At 34.4% G+C, this 21096-nt stretch carries 21 protein-coding genes; 6 read left to right on the forward strand and 15 right to left on the reverse strand.

Annotated elements, in window-relative coordinates; genetic code table 11:
- The first annotated feature begins 245 nt into the window (after positions 1–245).
- On the forward strand, positions 246–491 hold the full coding sequence (locus C7B89_RS05405; RefSeq protein WP_115673264.1) for a hypothetical protein: 246 nt from the start codon (positions 246–248) through the stop codon (positions 489–491).
- Positions 492–544: 53 nt separating this feature from the next.
- Here C7B89_RS05405 and C7B89_RS05410 read toward each other — a convergent pair whose 3' ends face one another.
- Entirely contained in the window at positions 545–937 is a 393-nt protein-coding gene (locus C7B89_RS05410) for a RidA family protein (protein WP_115673265.1), read from the reverse strand.
- Positions 938–1620: 683 nt separating this feature from the next.
- A complete protein-coding gene (locus C7B89_RS05415; RefSeq protein ID WP_115673266.1) occupies positions 1621–2169 on the reverse strand; it encodes a hypothetical protein in 549 nt (182 codons plus the stop codon).
- Positions 2170–2386: 217 nt separating this feature from the next.
- Between C7B89_RS05415 and C7B89_RS05420 the strand changes: the two genes are divergently transcribed.
- Together C7B89_RS05420 and C7B89_RS05425 are read left to right on the forward strand one after the other, a co-directional pair.
- A complete protein-coding gene (locus C7B89_RS05420; RefSeq protein ID WP_036076407.1) occupies positions 2387–3052 on the forward strand; it encodes a response regulator transcription factor in 666 nt (221 codons plus the stop codon).
- Positions 3053–3158: 106 nt separating this feature from the next.
- Complete coding sequence (locus C7B89_RS05425; RefSeq protein ID WP_244205574.1) at positions 3159–4301, forward strand: sensor histidine kinase; 1143 nt, start codon at positions 3159–3161, stop codon at positions 4299–4301.
- A 141-nt stretch (positions 4302–4442) separates the two neighbouring features.
- Here C7B89_RS05425 and C7B89_RS05430 read toward each other — a convergent pair whose 3' ends face one another.
- The 10 genes from C7B89_RS05430 to C7B89_RS05475 all read right to left on the reverse strand — a co-directional run bounded on the left by C7B89_RS05430 (position 4443) and on the right by C7B89_RS05475 (position 13456).
- Positions 4443–4997 carry a ferric reductase-like transmembrane domain-containing protein gene (locus tag C7B89_RS05430; protein ID WP_036076409.1) on the reverse strand — a complete coding sequence of 185 codons (555 nt, stop codon included), beginning with the start codon at positions 4995–4997 and terminating at the stop codon, positions 4443–4445.
- Positions 4987–5892, reverse strand: a complete 906-nt coding sequence (locus C7B89_RS05435) for an FAD:protein FMN transferase (RefSeq protein WP_016992200.1) — start codon at positions 5890–5892, stop codon at positions 4987–4989. Before C7B89_RS05435 ends, C7B89_RS05430 begins: the two co-directional genes overlap by 11 nt.
- Positions 5893–5920: 28 nt before the next feature.
- Positions 5921–6178: a hypothetical protein gene (locus tag C7B89_RS05440; protein WP_115673268.1), complete on the reverse strand. Its 258-nt coding sequence runs from the start codon at positions 6176–6178 to the stop codon at positions 5921–5923.
- A 17-nt stretch (positions 6179–6195) separates the two neighbouring features.
- A complete protein-coding gene (locus C7B89_RS05445) occupies positions 6196–6846 on the reverse strand; it encodes a copper amine oxidase N-terminal domain-containing protein (protein ID WP_115673269.1) in 651 nt (216 codons plus the stop codon).
- A 324-nt stretch (positions 6847–7170) separates the two neighbouring features.
- On the reverse strand, positions 7171–8376 hold the full coding sequence (locus tag C7B89_RS05450; RefSeq protein ID WP_036076413.1) for an EAL-associated domain-containing protein: 1206 nt from the start codon (positions 8374–8376) through the stop codon (positions 7171–7173).
- A 443-nt stretch (positions 8377–8819) separates the two neighbouring features.
- Positions 8820–9923 (reverse strand): TFIIB-type zinc ribbon-containing protein, encoded by a 1104-nt coding sequence (locus tag C7B89_RS05455; protein ID WP_048392586.1) that lies wholly within the window; start codon positions 9921–9923, stop codon positions 8820–8822.
- A gap of 14 nt (positions 9924–9937) precedes the next feature.
- Positions 9938–11269, reverse strand: coding sequence for an SPFH domain-containing protein (locus tag C7B89_RS05460; protein WP_048392584.1), 1332 nt, complete (start codon positions 11267–11269; stop codon positions 9938–9940).
- A gap of 162 nt (positions 11270–11431) precedes the next feature.
- Entirely contained in the window at positions 11432–11806 is a 375-nt protein-coding gene (locus C7B89_RS05465; protein ID WP_103118262.1) for a DUF423 domain-containing protein, read from the reverse strand.
- A gap of 11 nt (positions 11807–11817) precedes the next feature.
- A complete protein-coding gene (locus C7B89_RS05470; RefSeq protein ID WP_004225136.1) occupies positions 11818–12243 on the reverse strand; it encodes an acyl-CoA thioesterase in 426 nt (141 codons plus the stop codon).
- Between the two features lie 709 nt (positions 12244–12952).
- Positions 12953–13456: a hypothetical protein gene (locus C7B89_RS05475; RefSeq protein ID WP_115673270.1), complete on the reverse strand. Its 504-nt coding sequence runs from the start codon at positions 13454–13456 to the stop codon at positions 12953–12955.
- A gap of 853 nt (positions 13457–14309) precedes the next feature.
- Here C7B89_RS05475 and catA point away from each other — a divergent pair.
- A complete protein-coding gene (gene catA, locus C7B89_RS05480; protein WP_115673271.1) occupies positions 14310–14960 on the forward strand; it encodes a type A chloramphenicol O-acetyltransferase in 651 nt (216 codons plus the stop codon).
- 515 nt (positions 14961–15475) lie between these two features.
- Here catA and C7B89_RS05485 read toward each other — a convergent pair.
- The 3 genes from C7B89_RS05485 to C7B89_RS05495 all read right to left on the reverse strand — a co-directional run bounded on the left by C7B89_RS05485 (position 15476) and on the right by C7B89_RS05495 (position 18538).
- The gene (locus tag C7B89_RS05485; protein WP_054550360.1) at positions 15476–15664 is read right to left on the reverse strand and encodes a hypothetical protein; all 189 of its coding nucleotides are present in this window, start codon (positions 15662–15664) and stop codon (positions 15476–15478) included.
- A 193-nt stretch (positions 15665–15857) separates the two neighbouring features.
- Positions 15858–17216, reverse strand: a complete 1359-nt coding sequence (gene pbfA, locus C7B89_RS05490; RefSeq protein ID WP_054550361.1) for a (R)-1-hydroxy-2-aminoethylphosphonate ammonia-lyase — start codon at positions 17214–17216, stop codon at positions 15858–15860.
- A 641-nt stretch (positions 17217–17857) separates the two neighbouring features.
- A complete protein-coding gene (locus C7B89_RS05495; protein WP_115673391.1) occupies positions 17858–18538 on the reverse strand; it encodes a TraR/DksA C4-type zinc finger protein in 681 nt (226 codons plus the stop codon).
- 235 nt (positions 18539–18773) lie between these two features.
- Here C7B89_RS05495 and C7B89_RS05500 point away from each other — a divergent pair, with 235 nt between their 5' ends.
- Both C7B89_RS05500 and C7B89_RS05505 read left to right on the forward strand, forming a co-directional pair.
- Complete coding sequence (locus tag C7B89_RS05500; protein ID WP_115673272.1) at positions 18774–19403, forward strand: LysE family translocator; 630 nt, start codon at positions 18774–18776, stop codon at positions 19401–19403.
- Positions 19404–19476: 73 nt separating this feature from the next.
- Positions 19477–20709, forward strand: a complete 1233-nt coding sequence (locus C7B89_RS05505; protein WP_115673273.1) for an MFS transporter — start codon at positions 19477–19479, stop codon at positions 20707–20709.
- Positions 20710–21096: the final 387 nt, after the last annotated feature.

Genomic DNA, 21096 nt, shown 5'->3' on the forward strand with positions numbered 1-21096 from the left:
CTATTATAACATTTTTTAATAAAATTACAAATTTATTATTGACAACACATTTTTACATGAGTTAAAATATTTATTTATTCTCTGAATGTCATTAGAATCATGTTAGAAAAGACCATAAACTTCTAAAAAACGCCTTATAAAATCCAACTTTTCCTTGTTACCTATTTGATGCCCATAAATTCTTCACCTGTTTCTTATTCTTAGCATACAATGCAAATAATACCCTTTTTTGTAGGGAGGATTATATGAAGCAAAATAAAGGTAATCGGAATAATGAGGGATTGGAATCCGTGAGTCAAGCAGCTAAGTTGGCTGTCATTGCGGGGGCGATTACAACACTTGGAGACGCTCTAGCGACCATTGCGGCTGGTCTTGCTCTAGAGGATGAGTTGAAGGAAATTGAAAGTAATAGCAATGATATTGACAAACTACAAAAGCAAATTGACGATTTAAATTATGAAATGAAACAATTAAAAAGGATGTTACGTTAATTCAGTCTGTATACAAAAACGACAATACCACATGGATATTGTCGTTTTTTAAGCTATTTAGCAGCCCAAAGTTCAATCTCTATTTTTATATCTGGTAGCCCTAATGCAGATACATAAGCAATAGTCATAGAGGGATAGGAATGACCAAACATTACTTCCCATTGCTGATAGAAATGATGCCAATCAATCTCCTCTGTCGCCCATATATTCACCTTTACCACATGAGATGCATCCAATCCCTCAGTTGCTAAAAGCGCTTCAATATTTCTAAATGTATTGGTGGTTTGTTCAATTAAATCTGCAGGCAGTTGATCATCTTGATCAACCCCAATTTGTCCAGAGAATGCATACATTTTTGCATCTTTCGGAATGATTGTGATGTGGCTATACTTCCCAACAGGGCTAGGTACCTGCATTGGATTTTTACGTACTATGTTTGTTTTCATATTCTTTTCTCCTTTAGGATTGTTTTTTTTCTAAAAAAGGGCAGACTTATCCCTTGTTCGTTGATTTTAGAAAAAAACAGCTGTGGAGAACCCTATACCCATGCTTAAAAAACGAATAGCTCTTTTTTTCATGTGAATTCTCCTCCTTGTCCCTAAAGTTATGTTCACTTTACCATTTCTATCCTAGACAATCAATGAAATACCCAAACACTTTTGCATTTCATCGATTATTTCTCAGGCAATTAACTATTCAACCATAGCAATCACAACATATATATAGTAGTGTAAAGCTAAATTAGCCTTACACCTCCGAAATTGTTACTAGGGTCACTCCATCCCAAGTGTCCCTATGCATAATAGAACTAGGTACCCCTCTTTGGTGTACCTAGTTTTTTCGTTATTTTGGGGTCGTGTCGGTGGCTAAGTTTTGTCCACCTGCATTACAGCTAGTTTTAATTCTGAGGTGTAGAATTCTTATACGGAAAAATACCATACCAATACAAGAACTATAAACTTAAATATAATTACACATCACACTTCCCTAATGCGATCCTTTTGCATTTAGCTCAAATACTAGCGATTCTTTGTTTAAGACATTGTTTATAAAACAAATATAGAAATGAATACAATAGGCAACAAAAATGTTAAGCTGAGTAATTATGAGCCGAGTCATGTTTACATAATTAAGAGATAAAAATATGAATCCCTCCTGTAATAACACTTAATGCCGCTATTGAGATATGGATTGTTCGCAAGCTTCGATTTTTTCTATAGTTGAATAAATTCATTCCTATAATAGCAGTAATTGATAAAAGAATAATTGCAATTAAGCCAATAATTCCTTCATTCTCCAATTCACCCTCATTAAAGTACATGATTATCCCATGACCAATACCTAACAACAATGCCATTATGCCAAAAAGAATATGATATCTACCTATTAACTTTGCTACGTATAAATATAGCCCTTTAGATTGTGGGAAAGTACGAGTTACAGACTTCAAGAAAGTTCTAATAGGAAAAATCATACCCGCTGCACCAATTCCTATGAATGTACACCAACCAATTAATTCACCAAGGTCCTCATAACGCCCTTCTTCGTGTTGTTGTCTACCGTTACCCTCATCATACTCATCTTTTCCTTCAAAAATATCATCTGCATAAATGGGATTTACATCATACAAAAAAAACATAACTACCAATACTATCCCAAACATTTTTAAATATCGCATAGGAGATCTCCTTCCATATTGAGGTTCAACATTAGTCTAAGCAACCAATATGAAAAAAATCTGAAAAACGGTACTAGAAAAAATTACGATATTTAATTTAAATTTCTTTTTTGGCTTAGAATAAGTAGAAGATTGGTCGCACAAAAAATTCAGGTGGATTTCATAATGTTGTTATAAATTAGTTATATTGAATATAAAAAAGGTAGGAGGAGCTTCGTTGAAAATACTGATAGCAGAAGATGATAATCGATTAAGAAAAAACATTGTTCACATCATTCAAAAAGAATTTCATCAGGTGGATGCTGTAGATAATGGTCAGCATGCATTAGAATACATACTGTTTCATACATACGATCTAGTCATTTTAGATTGGATGATGCCAGAAATAAGCGGTATTGATGTGTGCAAAGAAGCTAGAAGAAATGGTTATGAAGGTGGCATTTTAATACTAACAGCAAAGGATGATTGCAATGACATCATCTGCGGATTAGATGCAGGTGCTGACGATTATGTTGTTAAACCATTTAAAATGGAAGAACTCTTAGCTAGAATACGTGCCATTTTAAGAAGAAAAAATAAATCCATTCATCAAATCATTCAAATTGATGATTTAAAGTTATATTTGGATTCCAGAACACTTTTTAAAGATAATCAAGAAATACTATTAACTAAAAACGAATTTTTATTGTTAGAGTACCTTTTTATCAACAAAGGCATCATTCTTACTAGAGAACAAATTTACACACAAGTATGGGGCTTTGATCATGAAATGACTAACAACAACCTTGATGCGTTAGTAAAATTAGTTCGTAAAAAAATCGATCATAATCGTCCAAAATCCATTATTGAAAACATTAGAGGAATAGGATACAGAGTGAGGTAGCATGTTTAAGAAAACTCGTAAAAAACTAACTTTATTTAACTCCATTTATTTTATAGGCTTTTTCTTTGCTTTTCTTATTATTCTATATTTTTCATTAGTTCAACTAATGGATTATCAACAAATAGAAGAACTAGAAACTTATTATAAAGAACAATATCATGACTTTTTTGAGCACAAAAATGATAATGAAGGGAAATTAGAATTTAACCCAAATGGTATGTATTTTTACTATATTTATACAAAAGACCAGATACTAGTCCACGGTGACGAAAACTATCAAGGTTTATTTAAAGATCTAGAAAAAATCATTCAAACGGAAGATCCTTCTAAACGTTTTGTAAAAAATATAAAGTGGCGCGATAAACATCTTTTAATTTTATCGAAACCCATTCAGCCGAACGATGAATTTCTTGGATATATTGTTATAGGCAAATCGACCACATCACAATATCATTTTTTTCAAAAAATGATCTTACTGTTTATTGTTTTAATTATAATTTTTACGATAATAATTGGATTCTTAAGTTACTACATGGCAGGAAAAGCCATGATTCCCATTCAACATGCACTTGAAAAACAGAAAAGCTTTGTTTCAGATGCTTCTCATGAGTTAAGAACACCGCTAAGTGTATTTTATAGTTCACTCGATATTTTAGAAACTGATGAAGCTAATAATATGAGTGATTTCGGTAAAGAATTGATTGAAGATTTAAAGCATGAAGCAGAGTTAATGAAAGAGCTATTAGATAAACTATTATTTTTAGCCCGACATGACAAAAATCGTATTCATTCAACTAAAGAAAAAATCTCCTTAACAGAGTTGCTACTAACGATTAGTAGGAAGTTTAAAAGAGCGTTACCGAAATCAATCGTTTTCGAAACAGAAATCCAACCTAATGTTGAATTTATTGGAAATTCAAATAATATAACTGAATTAATTTATATATTATTAGATAATGCCGCTCAGTACACACAAAGAGGATCAATCTATCTAAAGCTTTTACAAACTGATAAAATGATATATATCTACATTGAAGATACAGGCATTGGGATTTCTAAGGAAGACCTACCTTTTATTTTTGATAGATTTTTCCGAAGTGATGCTGTGAGAAACAGAAACGGAACAGGACTAGGACTTGCTATAGCTGATTCTATTGTTCAAGATCACGGAGGAACATTCACAGTTCAAAGCGAATTGGAAAAAGGTACAACATTTTGTATTCAATTTCCTCTTTATACTAAAAAATAGGCTCTTCATCGTTACATGATGGATAAACCATAGAATGGCATTACATGTATCAGTAGTGCCATTCAACTAGTTTATTTTTTTGAGCTACTTTGGCAGTCTAGCTAACATGGAGAAACTGCCTTTCATCCATTCATGCACCGCTTACTTGCTAACCCCTTGCTTTTGATCTTTCTTCTTAAATCCATCACTCATCAACCTTACAAGTAGTGCGGTAATTATAACCATTACCGTACTGCTATAAAATAAAATTACCAACATTTGATTAGAGTCAGTACCAATGAATAGCCCATGAATAAGTGATAATATCCAAGCAGGTAAAACAAGAAAATGCATCTTCTTCCAAAGTGAAAAGTTCATTTTATTTATCCATATATCTGATGTTAAAAGAACTATTAAAAATAAATAAAAAGCTATGGTTCCTAGCCCAGACAACAATGCCTGATAGTTAGCGCTAAAAGGTAATACGATTTCAGAAATAGTATAGGGTTCGTATTGATCAATCATTAGTAAAAGTAAATGTACAATAACAGTTATAAATCCCATCCATCCACTCATTTGATGTAATTGAAAGTATAAGTTTTTATTGGACTTGAGAGTAGAAGATTTCCTTAGTAAACCAAAAAAAATTGACATACTGAAGTAAAAATAACTTAAAAGCCCTAATAATCGAATCCATTCCCAAGTACTAAATAACATCTAATTTTTCTCCTCCTTTCAGCCAATATATACTTCCATCATCTTTTGCTATTAAGCAAGCACAAGGCATCTGTAGTTTGTCAAACCATACTTGTAATTCTTGTTCATTTAATAAAAAAGCCAGTTTTGTTGCCACTTCTGCTTGACATAATGAGTTTGTTATTATTGTTGTTTGAAGGATAGGGCTAATGATTACCTCTCCGGTTCTTCCATCTAATAAGTGATGCTTTTCTTTTCCCTGCTGTTTCCAACTTCTGAATATACGATTCGATGTGGCAATTGCTCCGTTTTGAATTCTAATTGAACTGATCTCTTCGTGTATATGAAATGGATGAGCAATCCCAATGGTCCATGTCTTTTTGCCTGACGACCACATTTTCATATCTCCACCACCATCTACAATTCCAAACTCTGGAGAAACCTGTCTAAGCCAATCAGCTATTTTTTCAACTACGTATCCTTTGGCAAATCCACCTAAATCAATTAATTGATTATCCGTTTTTAAAACTTCATTGTGATCCAAAAAAAGAAATGGCTTATTTGTTTTTTTTTCTATTTGTATTGGCTTATACGTTGATTCTTGAAAAGGAAAGGATCGATCATACCCATGTTGTTCTAAATGTAATTTTAAATACGGAGAAAATATATTATTAGTTAATGTATAATAATTGTCTGCTGCTTTTAAACAATCATATAATGCAGGAGAAATTCTACCTATTTCTCCTACCTTTAGTTGATTAATTTGATTTAACTCATTATTTGGCTCAAATCTCGACCACTCTCTTGCAACGTATTGCAACCATTTCACCACTTTGTCTTTCCAATCCATTTTTTGCGTTCCAGCAATTTCAATATAAAAGTTTGTATTCATCGTGTTTAATGAAAGGGTATCCAAGCAACTTCAACTCCACTTCAAACTAAGTTTAGGATCGTTTGGTAGTTCGATTGGTACGAATTTTATTTTGTTGTAGTTGATTCACTCCAACAATTTCAAAATTTGTCCAATCTAATTGAACAAGTTCCTTTTCTCGGTCTGACATTTTTTTTGATTGTTCATTTGTCAAATTTAGATCAGCTATGTTTATATCTGATGGAACATTATTAAATTGCGTTAATAGTAAAGAAGATAATATTACTCCAGAAGTGCCTAATATCCATTTAGCTTTCTTTTGATCTTTCATTCAATCATCTCCCTTTTTTATTTTAATAACTTCAATACAACAGCGTTATTCATTTCTTGCCATTCAGCCACATAGCCCAAACCATTTGAAATTACACTAATTGGAACGTATATATTATCATTCAAGTAAAATGTAACAGCTGGTATCGGTGTTTTTATCTCGTTATAGTACACTACATTTGTCCCCGCACGAAAAATTAGTTCTGTACCAGCTTTATTAATTTCCAATATTTTACTATTATCATAATTAACTACTTTTGCACCTAAAAGTTCAGCAACAATTTTACCTGGCACATATATTTCACCATCTAAAGGAATCAAGTAAAGTGACACTGTATTATTATTATTTTCTAGTTTTAATTGAATTTCTTTCGCTTCTTTTAGGGGTAACTCTCCTTTATTTACATAAGTCGATCTTGTCCAAATATTCCATGTATTACTATTTGTTTCAGGGTATCTTTGGTCATAATATTCATATTCATCCTCTTCTTTATAATAATCATAATCATAATCATCATCTTCCTCGTCATCATCATAATCATCATTGTGCTTTTTATGAACATCACCCTCGTATTTTTTATAATCTTCTTCATCATCCGCATTTGCTATGTTGGCATCAACAAATGGCCAAATTAAACTAATAATTAGCAGTATTTTGATAATCCTCATTTTTTCAGCTCCTTTATGATATTTCCATCTTAATTAAGCTAAATGAAAAAATACTGAAAAAACAAAATCATTCATTACAAATTTAACAAATGTATAGACTGCCATTTTTGTTTCGATAGAGGTAGTTAATTTTCTATGAGAACTTAAATAGCATTCTTGATTGAAATCAAAAAAAATTGCCTTCTGCAAATATAGAAGGCAACTTCAGTATTTTACTAGGCTTTTAGGATTCTCCCCCATAATACCTAATACATTTAATTAAAATAAATAGATCGAATTGCAATTTGTACCCATGAAATGTTGTCACTAAAGAAATTACTAATATTATCTAAAGATTTTATGCTCATAAAGATAGTCATAGGAAAGGTCAACAAACAAATATTCATGCTCGTTGATGGCAATGGAGAATGTTCTTGTAATTTCTCCTGTTTCAATATCCCGATACAATTCAGAGATTTCCCCACTTTGATCGTTGCGCATTTTGATAATCGTTTGAAGGAAATAAGGGCGCCAGCTCCAATTTTTATTGATGGCACGTGGCTGTAGCTCCCAATTCCCATCAATTCGCATAACGTTAGGCGTTAACTGGAACCCATCCTCATTACAAATATAGAGACGGAAGGAGTAGTTATCCAATAATTCAGCTAAGTACTCTAAATGGGAGACATTGTCGCTTGTTGGTTTCACACGGTGAACAATCGCCTCTAATTCCTCCCTTAATTTTTTCAACTGCAAATATTGCGCCTCCAGCATTTTCTTTTCGGAAGTAATAAATTGCTGGCATTCTTTTTTAAAACGTTCCTTTAATATATCCTTATCGACAAAAGTCATAGCTGGATTTGCTAGATATGGCCCTTGATAAAATCTACCGCCATTTTTCCAAGCAAATTGTAGCTGATAAACCGTTTCAATATCTTCAAATAATAGATTTGCTCCAATTTTATAAGCTAGGCTACCAATGGCAGAAATCATGTCCGATTGAGCGGACCAAGAATCGTAATTTAAATCACGTGTATTGACCTTTAAGATATGTGGTGCCAATAGCGCAATATGCTCTAAATGACTTTCGGCTCCTACTTCCTGAACGGCAATTTTTACCCCAAACGTCGTAAAATAGCGTAGGGCGTGATGTAATTTGTTAATATCTCCTATAAAACGATGCTCTGATACGACAAGTACGATACGCTGTAAATCTTTTTCCTCTATATATTGTTGGATAATATTAAAATGACTTTCACCAAAATCTTGCATCAATAAATTTGGATTGCTTGGGATATAAATATCAATTTCTGGTGCAATTTCATCAATTTTGGCTAATGCCGCATGTAAAATTTTGTGTTCCATATCAATTCGATATTCTTCTGGAATATCTTCATTGTTGACAAAATCCTTTAAATTAATTTGCTGACCTTGAATTTGTAGATATCCGGAAATTTCGTAGGCAATCACCGTATGCGCATCTGCGCTAAATATCGGTTGATAATACCCATGTATTTGATCTAAATTTGTTAACACTTCAATTGCGTCCATCATCGAAACCTCCAATATGAATAACGTTTTCATTGTTATTCAAAAATAACATTACATTTATCATGACTAGCCTAAAAAATGCTCTCTGACTGTATAATAAGTTGTTTAAAGTAAAATCGCAACTTCACTTCTCATCATTAATGGAAATCCGTCCTAATTTTTAACCACCATAATTGCATTATTTCTAACGACTTTCCTACATAGTAGGTTGCTTGTTACACCATCTTGCAACGTTATGCTTTTGTCCAACCAAGGCTGTTCTGATATTTTACTCTCCCTTTAATCTATGCAACTTGACGCAATGACAGCCGTGATAATGGATGATGATTATCCTATACCAGTCAATTAATTCAGTCATTTACCCAGTATTTAAGGACAATTTTATGAAAAAAACAGTATCCCAAAAGGACAATAAGAGGCTCCTACTGGCATACTGTTTATTATTATTCAGACATAAAGAAATACCAAATCAGAGCGATTACTGCTAATGATAAAATAACTGCAATTGTCACCCGAAGCGGTGAAATAGGGGCATTACCACCAACTCGACCCGTTTGTCCATTCACCATAAAGCGGTAAATCTTCTCCTTATAGCGGAAAGAAGATAACCAAATCGGTAACATTAAATATTTGTATGTAATATCATCATGGTTTGTGGAAAAGCGTAGATTGGATACTACATCCGCCCTATTTTCCCAACGGATTTTGGATGTAATCTGCGCATGGAGGTGATCATGGATTTCACTTTTTGCTTGGCTCCAGCCATCCTGCAAACCAACACTGTAACGCTCTGATAAAAATCCAGCTACATATTGAGGTTTATAGGCCTTATTATTAAGAAGATTAAATGGTTCAATTTTTCGCATCATATCTCGATCATAGCGTGTTGTGGCACTCACTAAATGATCGTCTATAAATTCCTGATAAAACCCACTTGTTGAATACCAATCCGTTTCAGTATGCGTTTTACCATCTTTATCCGTAACCGTTCGATGTCGTCCATATCTTGCGGAGTATCTGGAGCTTGTTTTTGAATCAAACGTCCAATACGGGAGGTATACCCCTTTAAAGGCATCAGGCTTTGCACTTATTTTGGCAGCCTTTGGTGTAAACCATCGACCTTTGATCCATTTCTGAAAATGTTCTCCTGCCTGCTTATCCGTTACTTCAAAAGCACATACGCCATTGGGAGCAAGCGTATTTTCAGCGCTCGCTTCCATGACCTGATTTGAGCCGCAGTAAGGACAACTGTCAGCGACCTGCAGAGCATCATAAATTGTCTCGGCCGCGCAAGCTTTACAAATAACTGTTTTCTTCTCCACGCCCCAATTGAAATTCCCACGTTCCTCTGCTTTTAAGAAGTCCATTTCCTGTGCAACCTTTTCCTCTTCTTGCTCAGGGGTTGCAATTTCAGATTCAAATCCACAATACGGACAGGTCAGCTTACCTGTAGCAGGATTAAACTCAATTGATGCACTACAGGATGGACATTCCGCATCAAAGTCAAGCTTTACTTGTTTGACATGTTCAACTTCTTGCGTTGACATAGGTCATCATCTCCTTACTTGACATCCTTTTCATCAAAAACATCGCCGCATTCTGGACAGAATTTAGGCGGATTGGCAGGGTCCTCTGGTGCCCACCCACATTTATCGCATGCATAGAGTAAAGCACCAGCTGGTTTTTTAGAGCCACACTCGCTACAAAACTTTCCTTTATTCACCGCTCCACATGTACATGTCCAGCCCTCTTCCGCTGGTTTTGCTGCGCCACAATTTGAACAGAATTTCCCTGTGTTGTCATGACCACATGCACATGTCCATGTACCAGATGCTTTGGCTGATTGATTTTGCATCGCAGCCTGAGCCATTTGCGCTTGCTTATTTTGCTCATTCATTTGATAAAGCTGACCAGCATTGACTCCACCTGCTTGTGCAGCCATATTCATCCCCATAAAGCCTGCCATAGCGCCACCATCATTGTTAGCAGCTGCAATCATCGCTTCTGCCTGAGCGCCTGTTAAATGGGCAGCAGCCATACCTGGATCACGCATAACCGCATTGCGTTGTAGTTGTTTTATCATGGCTTCGTCTTCCTCAGAAGCCTTTAGGGTACTAATCCCAAATGACACAACAGCTAAACCACGTGTAGCAAGCCACTTTTCTGATAATACCTTATTGAGTGCGTCTGCTAACGCAACCGTATGCGCAGGTATTTCACTATAACGAACGCCACTTGCTGAAATTTGTGCAAAGGCTGGCTGTAACGCTGTCATTAATTCTGATTTTAACTGGCTATCAATGGCCTCTCGCGTATATTCACGCTCTACATTTCCACATACATTTGTATAGAATAATAACGGATCAATGATTCTATAAGAATACTCACCATGACAACGAATGGCAATGTCGATATCTAATCCGATATTACGATCAATAACACGGAATGGAATTGGTGCGGGAGTACCATATTTATTGCCAACAATCTCCTTTTTATTAAAATAATAAACTCGCTGATCTTTAGCAGGTTCTCCACCAAATGTAAAACGCTTGCCTATCTGTTTAAATGTTTCCATAATGCCATGAGATAAATCTGAGCCATACATAATCGAAGGCTCTGTAGATGTATCATAGACATATTCCCCAGCTTCTGAAGAAAACTCTACAACCTTCCCCTGTTCAACAATCATCATACATTGCCCTTCATTGATGGCAATAATCGAGCCATTGCTAATAATGTTGTCATTTCCTTTATTTGAACCTCGTTTAGAAGTGCGTTTAATACCTTTAGTTACTAGAACATCTGAGGATAATGCCTCACAATAAAAATATTCACGCCATTGATCCTCTAAAACACCTGTTAATGCCCCTACGCCTGCTTTCAATAAACCCATAAATATTCCCACCTTCACATTGATGTTTAGCTTATTTTAACATCTCTTCATACTATGTAATACGCAAAATCAGACAAATTGTTTCATTTTCTTCTTATCAACAAAAAAACGAGAAGCGCCAATGATATAAATCATCAGAACGTTCTCGTTACTTTTTCTGTATTAGGATAAGGCAGCAATTATAACAAGCACCCACGCAACAATAAATAACATGCCACCAATTGGCGTAATCGCACCTAGCTTTTTCACACCTGTCACGGCTAGCACATATAGACTACCAGAGAAGAATACAATCCCTGTAAACATCAAGTAGCCTGCCCAAGAAAGCAAACTAGAGCTTCCTAAAAATGCATCATTGGATAGAATGCCAAGGGCTAGAATCCCTAAAGCATGATACATCTGATATTGCACAGCCGTTTCCCAAATGGCTGCATAATGCGGTGAGGCAAACTTATCCTTGAGTGCATGTGCACCAAAAGCACCTAAAACAACACCAAGAGCTGCCAAAATAGCGCCTAAAGCTATAAACATTTCCATCTATTGTTCTCCTATTTTGCCTCGACGGCAATTTCTTTATATTTGGCATCCCAAGCTGGGTCAATCTTACTTAATGATACCGGTCGCAATGTATCCTTATGCGCAAGAATATGTACGGATTGAGCTGTGGCTGCTACCGTGCCATCCTCATGTAAAATTTCATAGCCATACGTCGTTCGTAAACGATCATGCTTTTCTACCCAAGTGCGCACCGTCGCCACTTGTCCATAATGCATGGCTGCTTTATACGAAATCGATAAATCCATCACTGGCGATACATAGCCATCTTTTTCTAAGGCAGCATACTCAAAGCCTGCATCACTTACAAGCTGGGTACGCCCAATTTCCATCCAAATAATATAGTTTGCATGGTACACCACGCCCATTTGGTCGGTCTCTGCATACCGTATTTCAATCTGTTTCTCACTCACAAACATTTTCTTCACCTCGTCCTACATTATAGCGCAAAAGTGTTGATTTGGTGGGGTTTTTGCTCTACTGATTAGAAAAAGTTAATAAATTATAATTTAAAAAAATTTGAAATTAGATTCAGAAAAGTATTTGGTGAAAAATGTTTTTTCTGTTTTTACCCGTTGTACCCCACTTAATTGGGGTACAAAAATTTAAAAATAAAAGATCCTGGTCAGGTACTGGAAATCAAAATGTAATTTTTTAACAAATGAATTCAAAGCAAAAAAAGGTTTTAGTTTATAAGTTTTCAATAAATATGATTGAGAAAAACCACTCATCACTTTATTAGAACTGCCCCGTAAAAGTTAAACATCAATCTAACTTTACGGGGCAGTTCACACACACAGTTGTCTTTTATTCATTTATTATTTTATTGACTATCCAAAAATTATAAAAAAGGCAATAAAAAACATCATTGCGAATGAACCTATAGCAATTAATACATTTACAAATGACAGCAATTCACTCGCTCTTTTCCATCCTTCTAAATAGACCCATGACAAAAGTAAACATACCTATATTAGCAAACACACTTGTTAACAGCTTTCCTACCCAATCTTCCTTCTTTGCAAAGGTTGAATGTGCAATGCGAGATGATATAAATTACAATAGCTAATAGACTAATACAGGAAAAAATCCATAAATCTCCAATATATCATTTGGGTGCAAAATCCATTAGATACATCCTTCACTTTGCATGAAATCTTCAATCTTTTTCCGTACTACTGCTGGGGAAATTAGTTGAATATGTTCCCCTTTATCGTCACATGTAAAAATTCCTTTGAAAACTTCAGGCATAGCGTCGTACTGTTTTTTTAACTGTTCATTAAATTTTTTGAAACAGTCATATTGATATTTTTCCAATAAATAAGGTATTAGAAAAGATGAACGCAAGATTTCGTATTCCTGATAATTATATGGTGTACTTTCTGGTCGCCTTTTTAAGATTTCCAACATCTTTTTCATTAAAATCGCAACTTCTTCTTCGCTTGCATAGGCAGCATATCCTCTAATCGCAGTTAGCCGCATATCCAAATATCTCTCTTTTTTATATACTTTGAGAAAAAAGTCCTTTCCGTTCTCAGGCAAGTCAAATACTAATTGTTTTAATAATACATTACGTTTAGCAATATCCTTTGTATTAAAATATGTTTCCATTATTGAATTTCTTTTGTCCATATATCACACATCCTTTCCTAAGCTACGAAGTTACATTTTGTTTTTTAACAATACGGTACGAAATAGTTACTATATTTCTGTTATGTCAAGCTTACCATTTCCAACATGTCTTTACGATTTTAAGCGTTAATTTTCAATATCGTTTTTAACATAAATATCTAAAAACTTATTCCTAGGAATAACTACTTCCTATCCAACTACACTCACCCTCTACTGCTAAATTGTTGACTCCATTCCTCGTAACTTACGAATGGTACTACAACACTTGAAGGCTTCACCTCTTTGTACGCCTTATTAAAAGCTTGTTTGTAATTTAACCCTAAATCATTCATATAAGCATCAATACGAACAGCCGATTGCTTTTAGTAGGTATCGTCCATGTAGTCTCTGCCTCATCGATACTCTGGTAACTTGCCATTCACCATATATATTGTGCCATCGACACTGACTATCCATCGATGCAATGCCCCACACCATAATGTTAGTAGCCTTCATTATCAGCTTTCTGACCATCTAGCTTTCTATGTGACTTACGAACCCTTGTATCAAGTGATGACATCCAGACTTTAGTGAGCCGTTTTAATTGTACTAATACTATTATCTATTGTGTTTTTCGGCGAAGAAATATTAGAATTTTTCAAAAATGACCTTCCTGAAGACGATTTCTCCTATTATGCAGTAGTTTTTTGATTAGCAGTTTAAGCTCGCTATGCTAATCTAAATTAATAATCGAAACCGTAATAATATGTTAAGATTGACTTATATAAAATTAAAGGAATGATCTTATGAAAAAAGCAGTCAAATTAGCTTCCTAAAATTATCTAGATTTTAAATTTTAGGAGGCTTTAGTAAGATGAAATTCAATAAAATTGATATTAATAATTGGGAACGAAAAGAAATTTTCAATCATTTCTTAAATCAACAAACGAGCTTTAGCATCACCAGAAATATTGATATTACTGAACTTTATAAAATTACAAAAGATAAGGGATATAAATTCTATCCTGTAATCATCTTTTTAATTACTCACGTGGCAAATTCAAATAAACATTTTAGAATGAACTTTAATTCTGCTGGAGAGTTTGGATACTGGGATAAGGTAGTCCCAATGTATACTATCTTTGATAAGACATCAGAGTTATTTTCAGCCATTTATACAAATACAGATGAAGGTTTTAAAAAGTTTTATGAGAACTATATTTCCGATACAGAGAAGTACAATGGTACAGGAAAACTGTTTCCTAAAACACCGATACCTGAAAATGTCGTCAATATTTCTATGATTCCATGGACTTCTTTTACTGGTTTTAACTTAAACGTGAATAATAGCCCAAATTATTGTTTGCCGATAATCACTGCAGGTAGGTTTATCAATAAAACTAGTAATATTTATTTACCTTTATCCTTGCAGGTTCATCATTCTGTCTGCGATGGTTACCATGCAGCTCTATTTATGGATAGATTTCAGACTCTTGTAGAAAATAAACTAGAGTTTCTTATATAAATAAAACACGAAACACTGACTAATCTCTTTTAGTTGGTGTTTTTTACTAACCAGTAAGAAAACAGGGTAGTATATATGCCTTATTTTGTGTTCCTTGTATCTGATTATTGTCTTTCTGCTTTCCTTCTATATCCACTCAAGTTACTGAACAATATCTTTATAGTAATCGATTAACCAATTGAGTTCAATGCTCCTTGCATCTGCGTTTTCGCATAGCCAATCATTGTTTTAAGGTTTTCCAATTCCCTTTCAACTTTCAGGCGGTTACCCTTTTCATTTTCATACATTTCAAGTATTTATTCTTTTGTATTTTCCTGCTTGCCCAATTTAGTGATCTGTAAGAATCCCTAAACTGTTCAAACGTGTATTTCCTATCGTTCTTTATAGCGTCTGCCAGTAAAAAAACAGAATAAAAAGCCACTCAAAATGAATGGCTCAATCACAAACTTAGTATTAAATTCTCGGACTAAAAATTATTACTTATCTTGCCAACAATTTTGTTAGTGGCACTACATTTATTGTAATCGCTCTAAATCCTGATATTCTTTCATATAAGGACCATCTTCTGCAACAAATGAATGATACAATGCCTTTACTGCGAAATTTTTCTCTAAACCCATTTCAGATTTTAGCTTTTTTAATTCATCATGCAATGTTCGATGTTCATTTATAAGCTTTAGCATAACTGTCTTATTATATTTCATTACATCCGTCCTTTTTATTTACAACATGAAAGCTATAATACACTATTTTCACTTATAATCGCAAGAACAGCCTTGCGTCATTTGTTTGTTTTGGAATGTTTACATCAAGTTTCTTTATATAATAAAAACACCTCATATGAGATGTTTAGTTGCTTCAATCTAGTAAATTGTATAAATTCTTCATAAATCTATATTACTGTCCTAAAATCTCCTGGATAGATTGTTCTAAAATATCCATAGCCAGTTCTAATTCATGCTCCTTAATGATAAGTGGTGGAGTGAGAGTAAGCACATTTCCTTGGGATACTTTAAAGCTTAATCCCTTTTCCATACATTTATACATTACTTGCTCTGCTTCAGATATAGCTTTTTCTTTCGAATTTCGGTTTAATACTAATTCTACTCCGTATAAAAGACCGATTCCTCGAACATCACCTATAATTTCATACTGTTCTTGCATCTTTTCAAGACGTATCCTCATATAATTTCCTAATTGATTAGCCTTATCAATTAATTTAAACTCCTCGATATAATTAAGAGTAGCCAATGCTGCTGCACAACCTAATGAACTTTTTTCATGAGTGTAATGACCAAGTGCAATATCTTGGGCAACATCAAGTTCTCCTTTTACCAGCATCGCTGCCATTGGAAAAACGCCTCCACCCAATCCTTTTCCCAATAATACAATATCTGGAATAACTCCAAAGTTTTCAAAAGTGAACATTTTACCTGTTCGCCCTAAAGCTGTTGGAATTTCATCAAAAATCAATAATATATTGTTTCTATCACAAATATTACGTAAACGTTGATAGTACTCTTTTGGTGGGATATGCACGTCTGTACAACGAACAGGCTCTAAAATAATTGCACCGATTTCATTTTCTCTTTCAAGTATATACTCAAGATAGTCAAGAGATTTAAATCTACCATTGTCATCATCAAACAAACCACGATATGAATTGTAAGGAGCTATATGCAGACTCCCTGGCATTAAAGGACCCATACCGTTACGGAAAAGTGCTTCTCCTCCAACTGAAATAGCGTCTAAAGAAGCACCGTGAAATGAATCCCACATAGAAATAGTTTTAAATTTGCCTGTTACCTTTCTAACAAGTTTTAAAGCCATTCCAACAGCTGAAGTTCCCCCAGGAGTCAACAGTACTTTATTTAAACTTTCTGGTGCAATATCAACTAATTTTTTTGCTAGCTGGATCGCAACTTTATTTGTATAACGTCTTGGTGAGAATGGAAGGATATCTAACTGCTCTTTTACTGCTTGAATAACATATTCATTACCATAACCTATTTGATGAACATTATTTCCATGAAAATCCATATACTTTCTTCCATCTATATCCTCTATGTAAATTCCATAGCTTTTTTCAATAATATTTAAACAAGGAGTAGAAAGAGATTGATGTAAATAATACTTGGAATCATCGTTTAAAAGCTCAAATGATTCTTTGCTCAAGTGTTTTCCTTGCCATAAAGTACGAGTTTTTGTTAAATTAATGTCCCCTTCTGTTCTTAAAACTTCAATGTTTTTTTCCATTATTTCTTCTCCTCTCATTATAGGTAATTAATTTTTTTACTTAAACAAAATAACATTTGTTTTTTAATTAGATATTAATATCTTGTAAATCTTTTCACCTAATAACATTTAGACGTAGTTGTTGTGAATCAATAATAATAATCTATGCTCATAGAACACCGACGAATCAAAGGAGAGAAAAATTTGGTCGAATTTCCAAATAAGAAAGTAAAGTTCCCTGAGCACTAGCTTCAACTTTAAGCATTGGTAATTATTTGCTCTCAAAACCACACCAAACTCTGACCTCTCGACTCGAAGTGTTTTGGCTGTATGACGCAGTTTTCAAAGCAAAAGAAAAAGCCTCCATCCTAAGATGAAAGCTTAAATATTATAGTAATCCTCTTGGCAAGAGCTCACTTGTAACTCGTGATAGAGCGACACCACGTTATATGTCATGCTCCAAACAGAATTATGGAGTGCAGGTCGATCGTTGGTCTGTCTTTCCCTAATATTGAGGTTATTGAAAATACCACATGACCTACCTCCGAGTTTACATCCTATTTTTCTTATTACAAAACATGCTGCAAGTTTTGCATTTGTTCAAAACATTTTATTAAAGCATTCATTTATAACAATTGCGCCTATCTTTTTAAATCCCACATTTAATCCTCTAAATAATCAAATTTTCTCGCGTGTTCTACTTCCTGAATGGAAACTTGGCGTGTTAATTCATCTGTTTCAGAGATATGGTATGAATCCCATTCGTCATTAACGGCAATTTCTTCAGGATCTTCATATAATTCATCATAATCTTCAAAATCCCCTTCAAAATCGGAAGGTGTTTCAGAAGTTCCATATTTTGCTACAACTTGAAACATATCTTCATAATCATGAATATCATCCTTGTCATCACGGCCAGCAAAAGAATTATCTACTGGAGGTAGCATCACTTGCTCTTCAACCGGTCGATCTGTTGGAACGTCTTTTGCAGTATGTTCAATACAAAAAGAGGTATAAGGCAGTGCCACCAATCGATCATATGGGATATCATGTTGACAAACTTCACATACGCCATAGGTACCATCCTCAATCTTTTGTAAAGCTGTATTTACTTTTGCTAACTCATCTGTGTCATGAACTTTTAACGCCATATCTTTTTCACGCTCGTATAATTCGGTACCCAGATCTGCTGGATGATTATCGATTGTTGACAGCTCATCAACAGAATCCCGTAAACTACCTCGTTCTAAATATTCATCATCTGTATCCATTCTTCGTTGGAGCGAGTGTTTTTGCTCAATTAACATATTTTTTAGCTTTGATATCTTCTTCTCATTTAGAATAGTCATCACGTCCTTTTCATTATTATGAACGAATTTGATTGAATTATTTGTTTTAAAGGATAAATTTAAAGACAAAAACGAAACTATATTCTTTTGATAAATATGCTATATATAATTAGTTTAGCGTCGATAAGGACATATTAAATCCGCATGTTTTTTATGCCCTTTTAGATTGTCCTAAAAGTTATTGCCTTCGAATAAAATGCAATTACATTTGATTATTGGAGGCTATTTTATGGATTCTATATTTACTTTTATCTTTTTAGGCATATCAATGGCTGCAACAATTGGACCTGTTAAGACTGTCCTATTGAATACAGGTTTAAAAAATGGCTTTTTTCATGCATGGTTTTTTAGTCTGGGTGCCATAGCGACTGACATTATCTATATGTTTATCGTATATTTTGGAATTAGCCAATTTATCAATTCCATCTGGTTAAAAACAATCCTTTGGTCCTTCGGCTGTTTTGTTCTTTTGTACACCGGTATCGAAAATTTACTGTCGCTACATAAAATTGAGATGGATTCGAAAACAGGGAAAAGGACACGACTGAGACAATCCCTCATGACTGGATTTTTCATGTCTTTTTTGAATCCGCTAACCATCCTTTTCTGGCTGGGAATATACGGCTCCATACTCGCAAAAACGGCTGGTATCTCAACAGGGTATGAAATCATTTTGGTGAGTATCGCCATTTTAATGGGCATTATTTTTGTAGATTTTATTTATGCCTTTTTATCCAGTGTCGCTCGAAAATTATTATCTATACAGCTTTTGAAAACGGTCTCTTTTATCTCAGCCTTATTAATGATTGGCTTCGGGATCTACTTTGGGATGCAGGCTTACCAAGTGTTATTCCAATAAACTCACCGACAACGCATAAAATAAACACGAAAGGAAACCATACCTTTAAAAGAATATTAGTCGAGGTGTGGTAATGGACCAAGAGAAGGTTAATGTAAGTGTCTGGTGTATTGTAAGTTTGACTTCTATTCCGCTCATCATGACACTTGGAAATTCAATGCTTATTCCCGTGCTCCCTATACTGGAGGATAAGGTCGGGATCACATCATTTCAGTCGAGCATGATCATAACAAGCTATTCAGTCGCAGCTATTTTTCTGATCCCCGTAGCTGGCTATTTATCGGATCGCTTCGGCAGAAGAATGGTCATATTACCAAGCTTAATATTAGCTTTAATCGGTGGTCTGATTGCTGGATTTGCTTCATGGAAAATGGATGACCCCTACGCAATGATTATCGCTGGAAGAATTATTCAGGGAATTGGGGCCGCTGGTGCAATGCCAATCGTATTGCCTCTTGTAGGTGACCTTTACCAGGATGATGACGAAAAAATAAGTTCTACATTAGGGATAATTGAAACGTCTAATACGTTTGGGAAAGTGTTAAGTCCCATTTTAGGATCAATATTTGCTGCGTTTTTATGGTTCCTTCCCTTCTTTTCCATTTCAGCGCTTAGTTTGATTTCGATTGTACTTATTTTTTTCTTCGTTAAAGCTCCTAAAGATGATGATGAACCATTGAAGCTCAAAGAGTTTTTACGGAATACAAAAAAAGTTTTCAAGGAGGAAGGTAAATGGTTATATACCGTATTCCTTAACGGGGTCCTTGTGATGCTCATATTATTTAGTATGCTATTTTTCTTGTCAGAAAATCTGGAAAAAGTTCATGATATAAAAGGGATTAAAAAAGGGTTTGTCCTGGCCATCCCACTTTTATTACTTTGTATAGCTTCATTTATATCTGGTCGAAAAATTAAAGGAAACCTAGGAAGGATTAAAAAAATAATCATTGCCTCCTTGATTGCAATGTCTGTCAGTATTGTCTTTGTTGGGTTTACAAGTAAAAAACTGATTCTTTTATTAGTCGTTACGAGTATAGTGGGGATTGCTATTGGTGCACTATTGCCCGCACTTGACACAATTATTACTGACAATATTAGAAAAGAGTTAAGAGGAACCGTATCCTCTTTTTACAGCTCAGCACGATTTATAGGCGTTGCAGCAGGTCCTCCTATTATGTCTCTCGTCATGAAAAATTATCTCAATGCCAGCTATATTACGGCAGGTGTATTAGGATTTATTCTCCTGTTTGTAGTCTTAAAGTTTATCAATGTAGAGGATATTGAAAAAAACAATGAAATGGCATAAAAATAAAGAGCTTTAGACTGAATGACCTTATTTGAAAGCACATCGTTTATCCAGATCTCATACTAAAATAATTCCGCTTAAAAATACTTTTAGAAATAACTTATAAGAAGTAGTCTCTCTCGGCTACTTCATCATTTGTTGTCGTACTGGATAATTTCATGAGCTTCCAATAGCGCGTATGCTATCCCATCAAGCAATCTCTGAAGTACTTTAACCTCTCGATCCCCATGCACTATCGAAATTTGCTTTTGCACCTTTTCCTTAATTCGATAATTTAATGAATATATACGACATTGTAATTCCTGTATACAAAGGTTGTGCCCACATGCCTTTGGTAATGTGGATTCAATCACTCCAATTTAGCTATTGTTATCAGCTTTCGTTATT

Origin of the sequence: Lysinibacillus capsici (assembly GCF_003367505.1) — a bacterium.
GTDB classification, from domain to species: Bacteria; Bacillota; Bacilli; order Bacillales_A; family Planococcaceae; genus Lysinibacillus; species Lysinibacillus capsici.

Excerpts from the sequence above, each read along its gene's own strand:
- C7B89_RS05405 (WP_115673264.1), top strand. The coding sequence starts at position 246 with ATGAAGCAAAATAAAGGTAATCGGAATAATGAGGGATTGGAATCCGTG.
- C7B89_RS05410 (WP_115673265.1), bottom strand. The coding sequence starts at position 937 with ATGAAAACAAACATAGTACGTAAAAATCCAATGCAGGTACCTAGCCCT.
- C7B89_RS05415 (WP_115673266.1), bottom strand. The coding sequence starts at position 2,169 with ATGCGATATTTAAAAATGTTTGGGATAGTATTGGTAGTTATGTTTTTT.
- C7B89_RS05425 (WP_244205574.1), top strand. The coding sequence starts at position 3,159 with ATGGATTATCAACAAATAGAAGAACTAGAAACTTATTATAAAGAACAA.
- C7B89_RS05430 (WP_036076409.1), bottom strand. The coding sequence starts at position 4,997 with ATGTTATTTAGTACTTGGGAATGGATTCGATTATTAGGGCTTTTAAGT.
- C7B89_RS05440 (WP_115673268.1), bottom strand. The coding sequence starts at position 6,178 with ATGAAAGATCAAAAGAAAGCTAAATGGATATTAGGCACTTCTGGAGTA.
- C7B89_RS05445 (WP_115673269.1), bottom strand. The coding sequence starts at position 6,846 with ATGAGGATTATCAAAATACTGCTAATTATTAGTTTAATTTGGCCATTT.
- C7B89_RS05450 (WP_036076413.1), bottom strand. The coding sequence starts at position 8,376 with ATGGACGCAATTGAAGTGTTAACAAATTTAGATCAAATACATGGGTAT.
- C7B89_RS05455 (WP_048392586.1), bottom strand. The coding sequence starts at position 9,923 with ATGTCAACGCAAGAAGTTGAACATGTCAAACAAGTAAAGCTTGACTTT.
- C7B89_RS05460 (WP_048392584.1), bottom strand. The coding sequence starts at position 11,269 with ATGGGTTTATTGAAAGCAGGCGTAGGGGCATTAACAGGTGTTTTAGAG.
- C7B89_RS05465 (WP_103118262.1), bottom strand. The coding sequence starts at position 11,806 with ATGGAAATGTTTATAGCTTTAGGCGCTATTTTGGCAGCTCTTGGTGTT.
- C7B89_RS05470 (WP_004225136.1), bottom strand. The coding sequence starts at position 12,243 with ATGTTTGTGAGTGAGAAACAGATTGAAATACGGTATGCAGAGACCGAC.
- C7B89_RS05475 (WP_115673270.1), bottom strand. The coding sequence starts at position 13,456 with ATGGACAAAAGAAATTCAATAATGGAAACATATTTTAATACAAAGGAT.
- catA (WP_115673271.1), top strand. The coding sequence starts at position 14,310 with ATGAAATTCAATAAAATTGATATTAATAATTGGGAACGAAAAGAAATT.
- C7B89_RS05485 (WP_054550360.1), bottom strand. The coding sequence starts at position 15,664 with ATGAAATATAATAAGACAGTTATGCTAAAGCTTATAAATGAACATCGA.
- pbfA (WP_054550361.1), bottom strand. The coding sequence starts at position 17,216 with ATGGAAAAAAACATTGAAGTTTTAAGAACAGAAGGGGACATTAATTTA.
- C7B89_RS05500 (WP_115673272.1), top strand. The coding sequence starts at position 18,774 with ATGGATTCTATATTTACTTTTATCTTTTTAGGCATATCAATGGCTGCA.
- C7B89_RS05505 (WP_115673273.1), top strand. The coding sequence starts at position 19,477 with ATGGACCAAGAGAAGGTTAATGTAAGTGTCTGGTGTATTGTAAGTTTG.